This window comes from Rhizobium sp. NPDC092011 (assembly GCF_044756305.1).
GTDB lineage: Bacteria > Pseudomonadota > Alphaproteobacteria > Rhizobiales > Rhizobiaceae > Rhizobium.
In genome coordinates, this window is the sequence record NZ_JBIVSO010000004.1 from 299,829 (window position 1) to 318,283 (window position 18,455).

The 18,455-nt window shown below is 62.0% G+C and carries 11 protein-coding genes; 5 read left to right on the forward strand and 6 right to left on the reverse strand.

Features of this window, described 5'->3' with window-relative positions:
- Nucleotides 1-7: 7 nt before the first annotated feature.
- Entirely contained in the window at nt 8-3,160 is a 3,153-nt protein-coding gene (locus ACIQJ2_RS19780; RefSeq protein ID WP_400674519.1) for an efflux RND transporter permease subunit, read from the forward strand.
- A 408-nt stretch (nt 3,161-3,568) separates the two neighbouring features.
- On the opposite strand, the gene ACIQJ2_RS19785 is transcribed toward ACIQJ2_RS19780, so the two are convergent.
- From ACIQJ2_RS19785 to ACIQJ2_RS19800, 4 genes are all read right to left on the reverse strand, one after another.
- Nucleotides 3,569-6,679: an efflux RND transporter permease subunit gene (locus tag ACIQJ2_RS19785; RefSeq protein ID WP_199146291.1), complete on the reverse strand. Its 3,111-nt coding sequence runs from the start codon at nt 6,677-6,679 to the stop codon at nt 3,569-3,571.
- Nucleotides 6,676-9,795: an efflux RND transporter permease subunit gene (locus ACIQJ2_RS19790; protein WP_400674516.1), complete on the reverse strand. Its 3,120-nt coding sequence runs from the start codon at nt 9,793-9,795 to the stop codon at nt 6,676-6,678. Before ACIQJ2_RS19790 ends, ACIQJ2_RS19785 begins: the two co-directional genes overlap by 4 nt.
- Nucleotides 9,792-11,315 (reverse strand): efflux RND transporter periplasmic adaptor subunit, encoded by a 1,524-nt coding sequence (locus ACIQJ2_RS19795; RefSeq protein ID WP_400674513.1) that lies wholly within the window; start codon nt 11,313-11,315, stop codon nt 9,792-9,794. Before ACIQJ2_RS19795 ends, ACIQJ2_RS19790 begins: the two co-directional genes overlap by 4 nt.
- Nucleotides 11,316-11,531: 216 nt before the next feature.
- Nucleotides 11,532-12,638, reverse strand: a complete 1,107-nt coding sequence (locus tag ACIQJ2_RS19800; RefSeq protein WP_400674510.1) for an RHE_PE00001 family protein — start codon at nt 12,636-12,638, stop codon at nt 11,532-11,534.
- Between the two features lie 173 nt (nt 12,639-12,811).
- Here ACIQJ2_RS19800 and ACIQJ2_RS19805 point away from each other — a divergent pair, with 173 nt between their 5' ends.
- The 4 genes from ACIQJ2_RS19805 to ACIQJ2_RS19820 all read left to right on the forward strand — a co-directional run bounded on the left by ACIQJ2_RS19805 (nt 12,812) and on the right by ACIQJ2_RS19820 (nt 16,553).
- Nucleotides 12,812-15,325 carry a heavy metal translocating P-type ATPase gene (locus ACIQJ2_RS19805; RefSeq protein ID WP_400674508.1) on the forward strand — a complete coding sequence of 838 codons (2,514 nt, stop codon included), beginning with the start codon at nt 12,812-12,814 and terminating at the stop codon, nt 15,323-15,325.
- A gap of 103 nt (nt 15,326-15,428) precedes the next feature.
- Entirely contained in the window at nt 15,429-15,815 is a 387-nt protein-coding gene (gene cueR, locus ACIQJ2_RS19810) for a Cu(I)-responsive transcriptional regulator (RefSeq protein WP_199150854.1), read from the forward strand.
- A gap of 115 nt (nt 15,816-15,930) precedes the next feature.
- A complete protein-coding gene (locus ACIQJ2_RS19815) occupies nt 15,931-16,158 on the forward strand; it encodes a type II toxin-antitoxin system VapB family antitoxin (RefSeq protein WP_400674506.1) in 228 nt (75 codons plus the stop codon).
- Nucleotides 16,158-16,553: a type II toxin-antitoxin system VapC family toxin gene (locus ACIQJ2_RS19820; RefSeq protein ID WP_199150852.1), complete on the forward strand. Its 396-nt coding sequence runs from the start codon at nt 16,158-16,160 to the stop codon at nt 16,551-16,553. The genes ACIQJ2_RS19815 and ACIQJ2_RS19820 overlap by 1 nt, the downstream gene beginning before the upstream one ends.
- 22 nt (nt 16,554-16,575) lie before the next feature.
- Here ACIQJ2_RS19820 and ACIQJ2_RS19825 read toward each other — a convergent pair whose 3' ends face one another.
- Nucleotides 16,576-16,878 carry a hypothetical protein gene (locus ACIQJ2_RS19825; RefSeq protein ID WP_400674504.1) on the reverse strand — a complete coding sequence of 101 codons (303 nt, stop codon included), beginning with the start codon at nt 16,876-16,878 and terminating at the stop codon, nt 16,576-16,578.
- A 91-nt stretch (nt 16,879-16,969) separates the two neighbouring features.
- Complete coding sequence (locus ACIQJ2_RS19830) at nt 16,970-18,421, reverse strand: MFS transporter (RefSeq protein WP_400674503.1); 1,452 nt, start codon at nt 18,419-18,421, stop codon at nt 16,970-16,972.
- Between the last annotated feature and the right edge of the window lie 34 nt (nt 18,422-18,455).

The following is an 18,455-nucleotide window of genomic DNA, read 5'->3' on the forward strand; positions in this document are numbered from 1 at the left end:
TTAGACGATGTCTCGTTTTTTCATCGACCGGCCGATCTTTGCCTGGGTCATCGCCATTGTCATCATGCTGGCAGGTGCGCTGTCCATTTTGACGCTGTCGATCTCGCAGTATCCGCAGATCGCACCGACCACGGTCAGCATCAGCGCCACCTACCCTGGCGCTGACGCCGCAACCGTCGAGAACTCGGTGACAAAGGTCATCGAGCAGGGCATGACCGGTATCGACAACCTCGACTACATGACGTCGACTTCGACCTCGACGGGCCAGGCCTCGATTTCGGTAACCTTCAACAACAAGGCAGACCCCGACGTCGCGCAGATGCAGGTGCAGAACAAGCTGCAGCTCGTTACCGCGCAGCTGCCGCAGACCGTTCAGTCGACAGGTATCGTCGTTTCGAAGTCGACCTCGAACTTCCTCATGGTCGTCGGCTTCGTCTCCACCGACAACAAGCTCAGCTCCAACGACCTCGCAGACTATGTTTCCAGCACGCTCAACGATACGCTGAAGCGCATCGACGGCGTCGGCAACACCCAGATCTTCGGCGCTGGTTATGCGATGCGCATCTGGGTCAACCCGGACAAGCTGGCCAAATACCAGCTAATGGTGAGCGACGTCACCGCCGCGATCCAGGCGCAGAACTCGCAGGTTTCGGCCGGCCAGCTCGGCGCCCTGCCGCAGCGCAAGGGCCAGCAGCTCAACGCGACCGTGACGGCCAAGAGCCGCTTGCAAACGCCGGAACAATTCGAAAACATCATTCTGAAAAGCCAGCCCGACGGCTCGCTGGTGCGCATCAACGATGTCGCCACCGTCGAGCTCGGGGCCTCGTCCTACACGACGTCGAGCACCTATAACGGTCACCCCTCCGCCGGTCTCGCCGTGATGCTCGCATCCGGCGCCAACGCCATCAGCACGGCGGAATCGGTAAGATCGGTCATCGGCAATCTGAGCCAGACCCTGCCGCCGAATGTCGAGATCGTTTATCCCTATGATACGACGCCGTTCGTGAAGCTCTCGATCGAGGACGTGGTCAAGACGCTGTTCGAAGCCATCGTGCTCGTCTTCATCGTCATGTTCGTCTTCCTGCAGAACATCCGCGCCACATTGATCCCGACGCTCGCCGTCCCGGTCGTCCTGCTCGGCACCTTCGGCGTGTTGTCGCTGTTCGGCTATTCGATCAATACATTGACTATGTTCGGCATGGTGCTCGCCATCGGCCTACTCGTGGATGACGCCATCGTCGTGGTCGAAAACGTCGAGCGCGTGATGGAGGAAGAAGGGTTGTCGCCACGCGAGGCGACGATCAAATCGATGCAGGAAATCACCGGCGCCTTGATCGGTATCGCCACGGTCCTGTCGGCCGTGTTCATCCCGATGGCCTTCTTCTCCGGTTCGGTCGGCATCATCTATCGCCAGTTCTCGGTGACGATCGTCTCGGCGATGGTACTGTCCGTGATCGTTGCCTTGATCCTGACACCGGCACTTTGCGCCACGCTTCTGAAGAAGCCCAAGCATGGCGCGAAGGAAAAGGGCGTCTTCGGCTGGTTCAATCGCGGTTTCGAGCGCGCCACGCATGGCTATCAGCGCGGCGTGCACGGCATGATCAAGCTCAGCATCGTCTTCCTGCTGGTCTTTGTGCTGATCGGTGGCGCCGTCGCCTATCTGTTCAATCGCCTGCCGAGCTCGTTCCTGCCGGACGAAGACCAGGGCATCCTGCTGACGGCGATCCAGCTGCCTCCAGGCGCGACGGAATCACGCACTTGGACGGTGCTCGATCAGGTTCAGAACTACTATCGCAATAACGAGAAGGACTATGTCGACGGCGTGTTCGCCGTGGCGGGCTTCGGCTTCAGCGGCCAGGGCCAGAACGTCGGTATCGTCTTCGTCCGTTTGAAGGATTTCGATCTGCGCAAGACGCCGCAGTCGAAGGCACAGGCTATCGCCGGTCGCGCCATGGGGGCGTTCTCCAAGATCAAGGACGGCAGCGTCTTTGCGCTGGCGCCACCGGCAATCCCGGGCTTCGGTAGCTCGAGCGGCTTCGACTTCTTCATCAAGGATATCAATGGCGCCGGCCACGCAGCGTTGATTGCCGCTCGCAATCAGCTGCTCGGCGCAGCCTCCAAAAACCCCAAGCTCTTCGGCACCCGTCCGAACGGACAGGAAGATACGCCTCAATATTCCGTCAATATCGACCAGGAAAAGGCGAGCGCACTCAATATCACCCTGTCTGATATCGACTCGACCCTGTCGACCGCCTGGGGCGGAACCTATGTCAACGACTTCATCGATCGCGGCCGCGTCAAGCCTGTCTACGTTCAGGCCGACAAGAACTTCCGCATGCAGCCGGAGGACTTCGGCCGCTGGTACGTGCGCAACTCCAGCGGCGATATGGTGCCGTTCTCCGCCTTCTCGAGCGGTGACTGGACCTATGGTTCGCCGCGTCTGGAGCGCTATAACGGCTCGTCGGCCGTCGAAATCCAGGGTGCAGCAGCACCGGGCGTCTCATCGGGCGATGCCATGAACGAGATCGACAAGATCATGGCCACCCTGCCGCCCGGCTTCAGCCACGAGTGGACCAGCCTGTCCGCCCAGGAAAAGCTCTCCGGCAACCAGGCAACCCAGCTCTACGCCATCTCGATCCTGGTCGTCTTCCTGGCACTCGCAGCCCTCTATGAGAGCTGGTCGATCCCGCTCGCCGTCATGCTGTCAGTTCCGATCGGCATCTTCGGCGCGCTTCTGGCAGCCACCCTGTTCGGACAGTCGAACGACGTCTACTTCAAAGTCGGCCTGCTGACGACAATCGGCCTGGCGGCCAAGAACGCCATTCTGATCGTCGAATTCGCCATCGAGCAGCAGAACCAGGGCAAGAGCCTGATCGACGCGACGCTCGAGGCGTCCAGGCAGCGTCTGCGACCGATCCTGATGACCTCGCTCGCTTTCATCCTCGGCGTCATGCCTTTGGCCATCGCCAACGGTGCGGGATCGGGCAGCCAGAACTCGATCGGTATCGGCGTCATGGGCGGCATGATTTCGGCGACCGTGCTCGGCGTGTTCTTCATCCCGCTGCTCTTCGTCTCGGTGCGCCGCATCTTCAAGGGCGGAGTGAAATCGACGGTAACGACACCGCCCGGCGACACACCGGCCACGGACACCGCACACTAACAGGCGACCTGCCCGCCTCCGACTCGGGAAGCGGGCGTCGACCCAGATACCGACCACTCAAGCAAAAGGGCTCCTGCGGCACCGCCGGAGCCCTTTTTCTATTGATGCGTACTTGCAGTTTAGAAGACAGGCTATCGCAACAATGCTTGTGCCCCCCTTGCAAGTCGGCACAGATCTCGGAACCGGCTCCGGAACGGTCCTTTTCATCAGCGAGCATGAGCTTCGTTTGCCTTCAACGAAACCAAAGACAAAGAACAATTGCAGAATTCCAGCTGCGGGACGTCCTTGTCATCCGCGCCCGCAGTCCGGTTGGACCGCATCCGGGAAAGGGCGCGGCGGCTCTCCGTCAAGGATTGCGTGAGCGCAAAGAGATTGAGCGATCGGGCATTCCAGGAAAAGGCGAACGCTTTAGCTGGATGGTGAAGCGGCAGGCGCTGCAGGCTGCTGCGGCTTCGGTGACCATTTTGCATGAAGCTTGGCGAGCATCAGATAGATGATCGGCGTGGTATAAAGCGTCAGTATCTGCGAGACGACCAGGCCGCCAACGATGGTGATACCGAGCGGACGGCGCAATTCGGAGCCGGGACCGGTCGCAACGATCAGCGGGATGGCGCCCATCAGTGCCGCCAGCGTCGTCATCAGGATCGGGCGGAAACGCTTGAGACAAGCCTGATAGATCGCTTCCTCGGGCGGCAAGCCGAGCGTACGCTCGCCCTGCAAGGCGAAGTCCACCATCATGATGCCGTTCTTCTTGACGATGCCGATCAACAGGATGATGCCGATGAAGGCGATAATCGTCAGCTCGGTGCCGCTGATGACAAGCGCCAGCAGCGCGCCGAGGCCGGCTGATGGCAGCGTCGAGATGATCGTCAGCGGATGCGCCAGGCTCTCGTAGAGAATGCCGAGAACGATGTAGACCGTCAGCAACGCGGCCAGAAGCAGCAGCGGCTGACTGCCCGATGACTGCGTGACGCTCGCCGCATCGCCGGCGAAATCCGCATGCAGCGTATCCGGCAGATGCATGTCGAGCACCGCCTTCTGGATGGCGTCGTTGGCCACTTGCAGCGGTGTGTTGAGCGCCAGATTGTAGGAGATGGTGACGGACGGATATTGCCCCTGGTGATTGACCACCAACGGCGCGAGCGTCCGGTCGATGGAGGCGACGGCGCTGAGCGGCACCTGCCTGCCGCCTGAGGCCGGCACGTAGAGCTTGGAGATGTCGTGCGGGTCGAGCGCATAGTTCGGATCCGCTTCCAGCACGACCCGATACTGATTGCGCTGGGTGTAGATCGTCGAGACCTGACGCTGCGCGAAGGCGTTGTTCAGCGCGGCGTCGATGGATTGGATGCTGACGCCGAGTTGCGAGGCCAGGCTTCGGTCAATATTTACAGTCGCTTGCAAGCCGTTGGGCTGCCTGTCGGTTGCAACATCGGTCAGGCCCGGAACGGCCTGTAACCGCTCCATCACCTTCGGCGCCCATTCCACCAGCTCGTCGTAGTTCGCGCCCCAGACCGTGAACTGATACTGCGATTGCGACTGGCGCGCGCCGGCGCGAATGTCGCCCGGCGAGAACAGAAATGTGCTGACCCCCGGGACAGCCATGAGCTGCTTGCGGAGCCTGTCGATGATCTCGGCAGTCGGCGCCCGTTCCGATTCCGGCTTGAGCGAGATGTAGAGCTGTCCGCGGTTGACGGAGCTGGAAAAGCCGCCGCCGCCCACCGAGGAGCCAAGGCCGGACACAGCCGGATCCTGAGCGACGATGTCAGCCGCCTGCTGCTGCAACTTGACCATGGCCGGATAGGAGATATCGGTCGCAGCCTGCGTTCCGCCCTGGATGAAGCCGGTATCGTCTTGCGGAATGAAGCCCTTCGGCACCTTGACGTAGAGATAGGCCGACATGACGACGCAGGCGATGATAACGAGCACCGACAGAAAGCGATGATGCAGCATCGCTTTCAAGGTCCGGCCGTAAAAATCGATCATTGCATTAAGCGTGCCCTCGACGATGCGGCCAAACCGGCCGGGCTTGGCATCGATATCGTGCGGACGGAGCCGATGACCGCAGATCATCGGCGTGAGCGTGAGCGACACCAGCGTCGACACGACGATGGTAAATCCGAGCGTCAGCGAAAACGTCTGAAAGAACCGGCCGACAATGCCGCCCATGAAGAACAGCGGAATGAAGGCGGCGAGCAAGGACAGGCTGATGGAAACGACCGTGAAGCCGATCTGCTTGGCACCTTCGAGCGCCGCCTTCATCGGCTTCATACCGGTTTCCAGATTGGCATAGATGTTCTCGATCATGACGATGGCATCGTCGACGACAAAGCCCACCGAGACGGCGAGCGCCATGAGAGAGAGATTGTCGATGGACAATCCGAAGAGCCACATCGCGGCGAGCGTTCCGGCCAACGACAACGGCACGGTAACGCCGGCGGCAAAGGTCGGGGTCGCACGCCGCAGGAAAACGAAGACCACAGCCATGACCAGACAAATCGTGGCAAGCAGCGTCCACTGCATGTCGTTGACGCTGGCGTGGATCGTCGTGGTCCGGTCGGACAGCACATCGATCTTGACGCCGGCGGGGATGAGCCGCTGCAGTTCCGGGATCAGCTGCTTGACGCCATCGACCGTCGCAATGACGTTCGCATCCGCCTCCTTGGTGATGTTGAGCAGCACGGCCGGTTTGCCGTCGAACCAGGCATCGGAGCGGCTGTTGCGCACACCCGGCTCGACTGTCGCAATATCGGAGAGCCGGACAGCCGTACCGTCACCGCTCTGTATGACAATCCTGCCGTAAGCTTCCGGCGTCCGCAATTGCCCGTTCACGGCAATGGAGAAGGCCCCTCCGCTGCCGTCCAGCGAACCGACGGGACCAAGCACGCTGGCGTTGACGATCGCCGTTCGGACGGCATCGAGCGACAGCCCCATGGCCGAGAGACGGTCCGGGTTGAGCCTGACGCGAACCGCTGGCTGATCGGCGCCGCTGACCGTTACGCCTCCAACGCCATCCACCTGCGAGATACGCTGAACGACCACCGTATCGGCTGCGTCATAGATGGCGCTCGGTGCCACATTGTCCGATGTCAGGGCCAGGATCAGCACGGGTGCAGCGGCGGGGTTGATCTTGCGGAAAGCCGGCAATGTCGGCAGATCGCCCGGCAGGTCCGTCGCCGCAGCGTTCAGCGCTGCTTGCACATCCTGGGCCGCGCCATCGACGCTGCGCGAAAGATCGAATTGCACGATAATGGTGCTTGAGCCGAGCGAGCTGACGGAGGTCAGCTGAGTGACGCCGGCAATAGTTCCGAGATGCCGCTCCAGCGGCGCCGCGACGCTCGCCGCCATGCTGGCCGGATCGGCGCCGGGGCGGCTGGCGGAAACGACGATCGTCGGCAGGTCGACGGTCGGCAGGCTCGCGACCGGCAGGAAGCGATAAGCGACGAAGCCGAGGATCATCAATCCGATCGCCAGAAGCGTCGTCCCGACCGGGCGTTTGACGAACGGCTCGGAGATATTCATGTCTCGCCACCCGCCATTTCATTCATCTCGGGGCTGGGCATTCCGCTCGTGCGGCCGACGACGCGGGCGCGCAGGCGCTCGAAGGCCAGATAGATCACCGGCGTCGTGTAGAGCGTCAGGAGCTGCGACAGCACCAGGCCGCCGATGATGGTAATGCCGAGCGGAATACGCAGCTCCGCGCCCGTGCCCTGCGCCAGCGCAAGCGGCAGGGCGCCGAAGAGGGCCGCCAGCGTCGTCATCATGATCGGCCGGAAACGCAGGATCGAGGCTTTCAGGATGGCTTCGCGCGGCTCCAGGCCTTCCTTGCGCTCGGCCTCAAGCGCGAAGTCGATCATCATGATGGCGTTCTTCTTGACGATACCCATCAGGAGCACGATGCCGATCAAGGCGATGATGGACAGATCCTGCCCGAACAGCATCAACGCCAGCAACGCCCCGACGCCGGCCGAAGGCAGCGTCGACAGGATCGTCACCGGATGGACGGCGCTTTCGTAGAGCAGGCCGAGCACGATGTAGATCGTCACCACGGCAGCAAGGATCAGCCAGGGCTCCCCGGCGAGCGAGGAGGCAAACTCTTCCGCATCGCCCGAGTATTTGCGCTGAATGTTGTCGGGCACGCCGACGTCCTGCTCCGCCGCTTTGATCTCGGCCACCGCATCGCTCAGGGAAGCGCCCTTGGCGAGATCGAAGCTGATCGTCACGGCCGGGAACTGCTCGTCATGACTGATGACCAGTGGCGCGGTCGTGAAGGTTGCCGACGTGAAAGCGTTGAGCGGCACCTGCGTGTCGCTGGCGCCGGCGACATAGAGCTTGTCGAGCGACTTAGGATCCGATTGATATTGCGGCGCCGCCTCCAGGATGACGCGATACTGGTTGGCCTGTCCGTAGATGGTGGCGATCTGGCGCTGACCGAACGCATCGTTCAGCGTATCGTTCACGGCCTGCATCGATACGCCGAGCCGCGAGGCCGTCTCGCGATCGACATCGACGAAGATGCGGCCGCCGCCCATCTCGACCTCGGAAGCGACATCCATGAGCTTCGGGCTTTCCTGCAGCCGCTTGGCAAGCTTCTGCGACCAGTCAACCACCGTATTCGTGTCCGTGCCTGTCAACGTATATTGATAGGGCGCGCGGCTGGCCCGCGTGCTGATCGAAATGTCGCGCACGCTCTGGAAGGTCACGTGGATGCCCGGCATGCCGGCGACCTCGTCGCGCATCCGTTCGATGATCTGATCGGCGGAGACGTTACGCTCGCTGCGCGGCTTCAGCACCAGGCTGAGATTGCCCGTATTGAGCGTCAGGTTGCTGGCGCTGGCGCCGATGACGGCCACCACGCCGGTCACGTCCGGGTCCTTGCGCAGCCGGTCGGTCACCGATGCCTGGATCTGCTTCATGGTCTCGAAGGAAGTCGTCGGCTCCGCCTCGATGACGGCGGTGATGAGGCCGGTATCCTGCGCGGGCAGGAAACCCTTTGGAATGGCGACGTAGAGCGCGATCGTCGCAGCCAGCGTCACGACCGTAATCAGCAGCATGAGCGCGCTGCGATCCACGGCCCAGACGAGACTGCGTTGATAGCCTTCGATCATCCAGTCCGTAAAGCGGTCGGCGCCAGCCAGCAGGCCGCCCTGGCGATCCTTAGGCTTGCGCAGGATGCGGGCGCACATCATTGGCGTCAGGGTCAGCGACACGACGGCCGATACGACCACGGCGATGGTCAGCGTCAGCGCGAATTCGCGGAACATGCGGCCAACGATGCCGGTCATGAACAGCAGCGGAATGAACACCGCGACCAGCGAGACGGTCAACGAAATGATCGTGAACCCGATCTCGCCTGCACCCTTCAAGGCCGCCTGCATCGGGTTCTCGCCCTCTTCGATGTGGCGGGCGATGTTCTCGATCATGACGATGGCGTCGTCGACGACGAAGCCCGTCCCGATGGTCAGCGCCATCAGCGAGAGATTGTCGAGGCTGAAACCGGCGAACCACATGACGCCGAAGGTCGCAATCAGCGACAACGGCAGAGCGACGCCGGCAATGAAGGTCGCCGTCATCGTCCGCAGGAAGAGCAGCACCACGAGGATGACGAGGCCGATACTGATGACCAGCGTCCATTGCACGTCATGGATCGAGGCCCGGATGGTTTCGGTACGGTCGTTGACGATATCGAGGGAAACGCCGGCCGGCATGGCCTGCTTCAGCTTTGGAAGCTGCTTCAGGACGTTCTCGACCGTCTGAATGACGTTGGCCCCCGGCTGCCGCATGATGTCGAGAATGACCGCGGGCTTTCCCTGATACCAGGCGCCGACGCGATTGTTCTCAAGCCCCTCGACAACATTAGCGACATCCTTCAGCTGCACCGGAGCGCTGTTGCGATAAGCGATGATGACCGACTTGTAGACGTTCGGGTCGACGATCTGGTCATTTGCAGCGAGCGTGAAACTCTGCTGCGTGCCGTCAAGCGCACCCTTGGCACCGGCGACGCTGGCATTGGTGATGGCCGAGCGAATATCCTCCAGTGCCAGACCATAGGAGGCAAGACGCGGCAGATCGACCTGAATGCGAATCGCCGGCTTGACGCCGCCCTGAATGCTGACATTGCCGACGCCGGAAACCTCGCTCAGCCGCTGCGCCATCATCGTGTCGGCAAAGTCGCTGAGTTCGCGGATCGAGTAACTGTCAGAATGCAGGGCCAGCGTTACGATCGGCGTGTCGGCCGGATTCACCTTTGAATAGGTCGGCGGATAGGGAAGCGTGCGCGGCAGGGTCGAGCCGGCGGCGTTGATTGCCGCCTGCACGTCCTGCGCTGCACCGTCGATGTCGCGGCCGAGGTCGAACTGAAGGGTGATCTGGCTGATGCCGAAGGCGCTGGAAGAGGTCATGGAGGCCAGCGACGGAATCTGCCCGAGCGGACGCTCGAGAGGCGCCGTCACCAAGGCGGCCATCGTATCGGGATCAGCTCCCGGAAGCTGCGTCGTCACCTGGATCGTCGGAAAATCCACCTGCGGCAGCGGCGCGACCGGCAGGAACAGAAAACCGAGAATGCCACCCAGAAGAACCGCGACCCCGAGAAGCGAGGTGGCGATGGGCCGGGAGATGAAGAGCGACGAGACGTTCATTGTTGCTGTGTCGGCGTTGCGGCGGAATTGCCGGGCGCGGTGCTGGCGCTGGTGTCTGCACCCTGGCCGGCGCCGGTAGCAGGCTGGGCGTTGTCGTTTTGGCCATCCTGGCCGGCATTGGCGCCGTTACCGTTTTTGCCACCGTGGCCATTCTTGCCGCCCTGGCCGTTGTGACGATGATGCTGCTGCCCGCCGCCACCGGCATTGGCACCATTGCCCTGACTGCCCTGCGCATCATTCTCCGCGACGGGCTGCCCCTGCTCAGTCGCTGCCGGCGCATTCGGCGTCGCCTGATCCGGGCTTGCCGAGATCTGGATTTTCGCTCCGTCCTGAAGCCGCGCGAAGCCGGTGGTCACCACCTTGTCACCCGCGGAAACGCCATCGGCGATAACGGCAAGCGTATCGTCCTGCTGCCGCACCTTGACGGACTTCATGGCCACGGTCTGTTCGGGACTGATGATATAGACGAAAGTGCCGTTCGGCCCGCGCTGGACGGCAGCGCTTGGAATGACTGTCACGCCCTTCAGCGTCTCTACGAGCAGGCGGGCATTGACGAAAGCGCCGGGCCAAAGCGCCAGCTTCTCGTTCGGAAAATTCGCCTTCAGCTTGACTGTGCCCGTCGTCGGGTCGACCTGGTTGTCGACGACGGCCAGCTTGCCGTTGTCGACAACAGTCTGGCCATCATTGTCCATTGCCTGAACGGCAAGCGTTCCGGCAGCGCTTGCGGCGTTGACACGCGCGAGCTGCTGCTGCGGAATGGAAAACAGCAAGGAAATCGGTTTGATCTGCGACAGGGTCACGATACCGGTCGCATCGGACGAGCTGACGAGGTTGCCGACATCGACGTTGCGGATGCCGGTTCGCCCGTCGATGGCAGCCTTGACGGTCGTATAGTCGAGCGTGGCCTGCGCGCTTTCGATCGCCGCGCCGTCGGCCTGGACCTGGGCCGTATATTGCGCCACCAGCGATAGCTGCGTATCGACCTGCTGCTGCGTGCCCGAAGCGCTCTTCACCATCAGCTGGTAGCGTGCAAGATCGCGCTGGGCGCCGGCCAGGAGCGCTTCATCCTGCGCTTTTTTGGCAACCGCCTGATCGAGCTGCGCCTTGTAGACGGAATCGTCGATGCGGGCGATGACGTCGCCCTTCTTGATATCCTGGCCCTCGACGAAATCGATTTCCACGATTCGTCCGCTGACCTGCGCTCGTACCGTCACCGTATTCAGCGCCTTCACCGAGCCGACGCCATTGATGTAGACGGGAACGTCGGCCGTCGTCGCATTGGCGGCCAGCACGGGAACCGGACCGCTGAACTGGCCCGCACCGCGTCGCCTGCCGCCGCCACTGCCTTGTCCCTGGCCGCTGCGGCGCTCGCCCTGGGCCTGCTGGGCAGGTGCCGAGGCGCTCTGATAACCCAGCATCCGTTCGGCGCTGGCAAGCCAGAGATCACGGGTCGCATAGGCGCCATATCCCACCGCGCCAATTACCGCCAAAGACATTACGACCCGAAATGCACGAGGCATCAGTCTACCTTCCTTCAAAGCCTTCGGCGATCAACGATCGGCCGTTATCCTATGGCGCGACTCTAGCTTGCATCGTGTCGCTTAGGAATTTGGTATAGCCATTAAATTTTGTCCATTTTTGCGGCGACTTAGCGAAATAAATTGTCACATTACATAAAATCAGGGTTGTGGCCGCAAACGCTCGCTGCCGACGCAAGTTGCTGTTGCCGTTGGGCGTCAGAGCACACCCCAACCGCGATAACGTCCGCGACCCGTCATCTCGCGCAGGCCAAGCTCGTTGACCAGATTGAGCGCGCCTCTGGGTGTCACACCGACATGCCGGGCGATCATCTTTGCCGAAACGATCGGCCGCGACAGCACGATATCGATCACCTCTGGCAGGCTGCTGTTCGATCGCCGGTCCTTGAGGCGCAGTTCCATCTGCAGCTTGGCAAGCGAAAGGCGGTCGAGCTCCTTGAGGCCCGAATCCGCTGCATGCACCATGGCTTCGAGAAATGCCGTCAGGCGCGTGATGCGATCCGATGCACGCCGGCGATCATGTCGCACCGCCTTCAGGCCGACGTTCAGGCAGAAAAGATGCGAGGTGACCTTGCCGCGACTGCGCAAATAGGCGCTGACCAGCAAACCGCCGAGCCAATGCTGCCGCCGCAGCGGCTCGATCCGCTCCCAGGCGTCGAAAAGCACGGCCGCGCCGAGAACGGGGGGCAGAAGATCAGCCTCGCGGATGACGCTACGCCAGTTTTCCAGGCGCTCATCCTCGTCCCAATCCTCATCATGCACGAGGGCGAACGGATCGTCGATCGTCTCCGGTCTCGCCTCGGGAGCGCCGCCGCTCAGGATCTTTTCCGATCGGGCGAGAATGGCGTCGATCTCGGCGAAATCGACGCCGAAATCGTTCTCCTCATCCTCTTCCTGGCTGTCCGGCTCCGCAATCTCCGGCGAGAACGGACGCCGCGCGACGGCCTCCTCGACGTCTCCCACATCGCCGCGCAAGGCGGCAAGGCCTGCCGCATCCAGCCCCCAGGAAGGGTCGGCATTCCAGAGGCGCCGCCGAACCCGCAGCACCGCGTGGGCGATGGTCAACTCATGCGTCGGCGCACGCGCATCCATGCGCGCATCGTGCAACACCAGATCCTCGACATGCACCAGCTCGCCGCCGACCCAAAGCGCGCCTGCGGCATCGAAAAAGTGCCCGCGCTCGCGAAAGCCTTCCCCCACGACATGCCGCAAAACGCGCTCGTCCAATCGCGCCAGCATGTCTTCCGCCTTGACGATAGCAGGCAGAAGCGTTGGCAAAGGAAGCGCGGTCAGATCGTATCGCATTGGAATCGCATCATTGAATCGGTCTTACGGAACCTATCATTGCCGCATGCTGCAAGATAGAAAGGAGCCTCTGTGAACTGTGGACGATAATTCCTATTTTTGGCCTTGACCTTCCAGTGACAGGAAGGTTCATAACCCTATCCAACGCTCCCTTCGGGGCAATGGAGTTTGATATGGCATTGCACGACGAACACGATCACAGCCATCACGGCCATGGTCATCACGACAATCACGACCACGGCGGCCAGCAGCAGGAGGCCATAACGCGCGATCCCGTATGCGGCATGACGGTCGATCCGAATGCGGGCAAGCCGTCGGTGGATTATCAGGGTCGCACATTTCACTTCTGCAGCAATGGTTGCCGCACGAAGTTCGAGGCGACGCCCGAGAACTATCTGACCGCCAAAGACCCGACCTGCGGCATGACGGTCGATCGCGCCACCGCACGCCATCTTGCAAAGCACGAAGGCGAGAAATTCTACTTCTGCTCCGCCGGTTGCAAGACCAAGTTCGAAGCTGACCCGACGGCCTATCTGAACGGCAACAGGCCCGCACCGAAGCCGGTGCCGAAGGGCACGCTCTATACATGCCCGATGCATCCCGAGGTGGTCAGCGACCATCCGGGCGATTGCCCGAAATGCGGCATGGCGCTGGAGCCCATGGGCGTGCCCGCCGCCGACGAAGGGCCGAACCCGGAACTGGTCGACTTCACGCGCCGGCTCTGGATCAGTGCCGCTTTGTCGCTGCCCTTGCTTGTCATCAGCATGGGCCCGATGGTCGGCCTGCCCTTGCGCGACCGGATCGGCGAACCCCTCGCCACCTGGGTCGAGCTTGTTCTTGCGACACCCGTCGTGCTTTGGGCAGCGCTGCCCTTCTTCCGGCGCGCCTGGAACTCGATCGTCAATCGCAGCCCCAACATGTGGACGCTGATCGGGCTCGGCGTTGGCACCGCCTATCTCTATAGCGTCATTGCCACGCTGGCGCCCGGCCTGTTCCCGATGAGCTTTAGAGGGCATGGCGAAAGCGTACCGGTCTATTTCGAGGCGGCTTCGGTCATCATCGCCCTTGTTTTCGTCGGCCAGGTTCTGGAGCTGAAGGCCCGGGAACGCACGGGCTCGGCCATTCGCGCCCTGCTCGATCTGGCGCCGAAAACCGCGCGCCGCATCGGCACTGATGGTAGCGAAACCGATGTGCCCGTGGACGAGATCCAGGCCGGAGATCGGCTGCGCGTGCGCCCCGGCGAGCGTGTCCCGGTAGACGGTTCCGTTATCGAGGGGCAATCCACCATCGATGAATCGATGATCACGGGTGAGCCCCTGCCGGTCGAAAAGGTGAAGGGCGACGCCTTGACCGGTGGCACGATCAACAAGAACGGCGCGCTCATCATGCAGGCGGAAAAGGTCGGCGCAGAAACGACGCTGTCGCGCATCGTGGAACTCGTCGCCAAGGCGCAGCGTTCGCGTGCGCCAATCCAGACGATGGTCGATCGCGTCTCCGCCGTTTTCGTGCCTGCCGTCGTCGCGGCCGCAATCATCGCCTTTGCCGTCTGGGCCTTCGTCGGGCCGGAGCCACGGCTTGCACATGCGCTGCTCGCCGCCGTCGCCGTGCTGATCATCGCCTGCCCCTGTGCGCTTGGCCTGGCGACGCCCATGTCCATCATGATCGCGACTGGCCGTGGCGCGCAGGAAGGCGTGTTGGTGCGCGACGCCGAGGCGCTGGAACGCTTCGCCAAGGTCGACACGCTGATCGTCGACAAGACGGGCACGCTCACCGAAGGCAAGCCCAACCTGACCGATATCGTCGCCGTCAACGGTATGGAGCAAGGGCGACTGCTGTCGCTCGCCGCCAGCCTCGAACGCGGCTCGGAACATCCGCTCGCCGAGGCAATCGTTGCCGGTGCCGAGGAGCGCGGAGCAGGTCTTGTCGACATCTCCGGCTTTTCGGCGATAACGGGCAAGGGCGTGAAAGGCAGCGCCGGCAACACGCCGATCGCACTCGGCAATGCGGCGATGATGGCCGATCTCGGCATTTCCACGGAGGCGTTGAAGGTTGAGACCGAACGTCTGCGCGGCGAAGGCAAGACCGTGATGTTCGTTGCCATCGACAACAGGCTCGCTGGCCTTGTCGCCGTCGCGGATCGGATCAAGCCGACCACGGCAGCCGCGATCAAGGCACTGCACGAGAGTGGCCTCACGATCGTCATGGCGACCGGAGACAACGGCAAGACTGCGGCCGCCGTCGCAAGGCAGCTTGGGATTGACGAAGTGCGTGCCGACATGCTGCCGGAAGGCAAGAAGGCGCTCATCGACGAATTGCGGGCCAAGGGCCACATCGTTGCCATGGCCGGGGACGGCGTCAACGACGCTCCGGCGCTCGCCTCCGCCGATGTCGGCATTGCCATGGGCACAGGCGCCGACGTTGCGATGGAAAGCGCTGGGATCACCCTGGTCAAGGGCGACCTCAACGGCATCGTCCGGGCACGCCGCCTGTCGGAAGCAACCATCCGCAACATCAAGCAGAACCTCGCCTTCGCCTTCGGCTACAACGCCCTTGGCGTGCCCTTGGCAGCCGGCGTGCTATATCCGATCTTCGGCCTGCTTCTGTCGCCGATGATTGCTGCAGCCGCGATGAGCCTGTCCTCGGTCTCGGTCATCGCCAATGCGCTCAGGCTGCGGCTGGCGAAGTAAACAATCCGGGGAGGATCGGCTAGCGACTCCCCGGAGTTACATGAAGACATGCAGAAGGGCTCGTCGATCCCGTCAATCGACGAGCCGTTTCAAGGAGAAGCAGATGAACATTGGTGAAGCATCCGGCCGCTCGGGCCTGCCGGCCAAGACGATCCGCTACTATGAGGATATCGGCCTCATACGACCCGATCGTAGCGACAACGGTTATCGCGACTATGGCGCCGACGACGTGCACAAGCTGCGCTTCCTGCACCGCTCGCGCAGCCTCGGATTCTCGGTCGAGGAATGCCGGCAGCTGCTGGCGCTCTATGAAGACAAAAGCCGTGCCAGCGCAGACGTCAAGGACATGGCGAGCACGAAGCTTGTCGAGATCGACCGCAAGATCCGCGAGCTGACGGAGCTGCGCCATACGCTGGAACATCTGGTGCATGCCTGCCACGGCAATGCGCGGCCCGACTGTCCGATCCTGGAGGAACTGTCGGAGGGGTGAAGGCTGGAATGAGGAGCCTTTCGGCAACAGCTCAAGACCCGTAAGGACCCAGCGGCAGATTGCCGTTCCGGAAAACATGGCCTAAGGATATCGTAAGTTTGAAAATGGATATCCTATGCCTCTCTACATCAAAGACGACGCCATCGATCGCCTCGCACGGCGCTACCAGGCCTTGACGAAAAGCCCCACTAAGACCGAAGCCGTGAGGCTCGCCTTGCAGAAGGCGTTGGATGAAGAACTGACCAAGCCCGCACTTGCCGATGTCGCCGTCGCCTTCTGCCGCAATCTCAAGCAGAAGGCGACGGTGAAGGCCGAAACCGAGAGCCGTGAGGGGAACGTCTGATGTTTATCGACGCTTCGGTCCTGTCGGCAATGATGACCAATGAGGAGGATGCGCGCGGCTTCGCCAATCGCATGCAGTTGGCGACAGCAAGAATGACATCGCCGCTGGAGGCTATGCATGCGGCAATCGGAATTTCGGCGATACTGGCACTTTCGCCAATCGAGGCAGGAGAAGCGGTGCGCACCTTCCTGCAGCTCATGAACATTCAGCTGCTCGCCGTGCCACCCCGCGCCGCCTTTATCGCTGCGGAGACGTATGAGCGTTATGGCCAAGGCGGCCACCCGGCCCGCCTCAGCCTCGACGATTGCATGACTTACGCCTGCGCTCGTTACTATCGCCAGCCGCTATTGTCGAAAAGCGGCCGGTTCGATCACACCGATATCGAGCTGGCTTGAAACGGGTCGATCCGACAAACCGTTACGGGCAAAGGGACGACGGGCCTGCCGCAAATGTCGAGCGCACGCCGACTGCGTTCGGAGCAGCAGCGCATTGCAGACGGGACATGGAGTCGCCGGCGCGGATCGGGCCGGTCACGGACGGGTCGGTGTTGATACGGCCGTCCGGAAGGATCGCATCCTTCGAATGGTCGACATTGCCGACATCGGTCTGAATTGCCTCAACCTTGAGGTTCTTTGGACGATGCTTGTGCACCTGCTCGGCCATAGCGGCGCTGGACATGCCGATGACGAGAGCGGAGATAGCGAGAGTTTTGAGCAGCATAAGACTGGCTCCTATAGGAGTTGAGGCCCCACACATATGGGAACTGACAAGTGAATTTACAGCGGCTTGCCTGTCAATATCGTTAAGAGCTTTAAGGTTTTGATGACGACTTTACCCTGTGCCGCGACACCTCGGCGCCGGCGTCGTGGGGCAGGCTGATGAAGCGCAATGCCGAGACGGCACCGATAAGACCAACGACGAGGAAAGCCCAGTGAAAATCGACAAGCGAAAGCGTTTCCCCACCATGAATCGTGCGCGAAAGATTGAGCACGGCGGCGGCGACCGCAACGCCGAGTAGCAACGAAACCTGCTGCAACATGCTCGACAATGTCGAGGCAGAGCTGCGTTGCGCTGCATGGATATCGGCAAAGCCGAGCGTGTTCAGCGCCGTGAAGTTCATCGACCGGGAAAGTCCGGCGATGAATAGCAGGCAATAGATCAGCAGATCGGGCGTCGACGGCGACAGGAACGCGCATCCGGCAATGCTGGCCGACGAAATCAGGCCGTTCACCACGAGCACGTTACGGAAGCCGAAGGCCCGCAGCATCTGCGTCGTGATCGCCTTCATGCCGAGATTGCCGGCGAAATAGAACAGCAGATAGGTGCCGGCGTCGATCGCCGTGCGTCCAAAGCCGACCTGGAAAAGCAGCGGAATCAGGAACGGCGTGGCGTTGATCGCCACACGGCTCGCCGTACCCGCCGAAAGCGTCGACATGGCGAAGGTCTGCACTTTGAAGGCCGAGAGATCGAGCAAGGGCGCATCGACCTTCATGAAGTGGCGGGTAGCGATGACGGAGAAAACCACGCCCACAGCGATAAGCCCGATGCTGGGCGCCAATCCCGTCGTCCCCTGAACCACGAACTCCAGACCGGCGAGCAGGAATGTCAGCCCGGCTGCCGACTGCAGGAAGCCGACGAAATCGAGCCGCGCGACCTTCTCCTCACGCTGATCCGGCACGAAGCGGAGGACGAGGCCGAGACCGATAATGCCGATCGGGATATTGATCAGGAAGTTCCAGTGCCAGCTGAGATAAGTGGTGATGAAGCTGCCGAGCACCGGGCCGATGACGGGCGCCGTCAACGCCGGCCAGGTGATCATCGACATGGCATGGACGAGATCGGATTTGCGCGCGCTCTTCAGCACGATGATGCGGCCGACGGGCGTCATCAGCGCGCTGCCGACCCCCTGGACGGCGCGGGCAATAATGAATTCCGCGAGATTGCCCGAGAGACCGCAAAACAGCGACGCCACGGTGAAGATGGTGATTGACGCCAGAAACACCCGCCGCGCGCCGTATCGATCGCCCGCCCAGCCGGCCAGCGGCACGAAAGCCGCCATGGTGAGCAGATAGACGGTGATGCCGATGCTCATCGACACTGGCTCGACGCCGAAGGTTTTCGCCATCTGCGGCAGGGACGTCGTGACGATGGTCCCGTCCAGGATCTGCATGAAGAAGGAAACGGCGACGACGAAGGCGACGATGCGGGATTGCCGGCCGAAACTTTCTTCGGAAGGCTGTTCTGTGGTCCGGACAACGGTCATGGTATGAAATTTCGGAGGACGAGGTTTAGGGAGG

Coding starts and splice junctions, on each gene's coding strand:
- ACIQJ2_RS19780 (WP_400674519.1), top strand. CDS start 8: ATGTCTCGTTTTTTCATCGACCGGCCGATCTTTGCCTGGGTCATCGCC.
- ACIQJ2_RS19785 (WP_199146291.1), bottom strand. CDS start 6,679: ATGAATATCTCCGAGCCGTTCGTCAAACGCCCGGTCGGGACGACGCTT.
- ACIQJ2_RS19790 (WP_400674516.1), bottom strand. CDS start 9,795: ATGAACGTCTCGTCGCTCTTCATCTCCCGGCCCATCGCCACCTCGCTT.
- ACIQJ2_RS19795 (WP_400674513.1), bottom strand. CDS start 11,315: ATGCCTCGTGCATTTCGGGTCGTAATGTCTTTGGCGGTAATTGGCGCG.
- ACIQJ2_RS19800 (WP_400674510.1), bottom strand. CDS start 12,638: ATGCGATACGATCTGACCGCGCTTCCTTTGCCAACGCTTCTGCCTGCT.
- ACIQJ2_RS19805 (WP_400674508.1), top strand. CDS start 12,812: ATGGCATTGCACGACGAACACGATCACAGCCATCACGGCCATGGTCAT.
- cueR (WP_199150854.1), top strand. CDS start 15,429: ATGAACATTGGTGAAGCATCCGGCCGCTCGGGCCTGCCGGCCAAGACG.
- ACIQJ2_RS19815 (WP_400674506.1), top strand. CDS start 15,931: ATGCCTCTCTACATCAAAGACGACGCCATCGATCGCCTCGCACGGCGC.
- ACIQJ2_RS19820 (WP_199150852.1), top strand. CDS start 16,158: ATGTTTATCGACGCTTCGGTCCTGTCGGCAATGATGACCAATGAGGAG.
- ACIQJ2_RS19825 (WP_400674504.1), bottom strand. CDS start 16,878: ATGCTGCTCAAAACTCTCGCTATCTCCGCTCTCGTCATCGGCATGTCC.
- ACIQJ2_RS19830 (WP_400674503.1), bottom strand. CDS start 18,421: ATGACCGTTGTCCGGACCACAGAACAGCCTTCCGAAGAAAGTTTCGGC.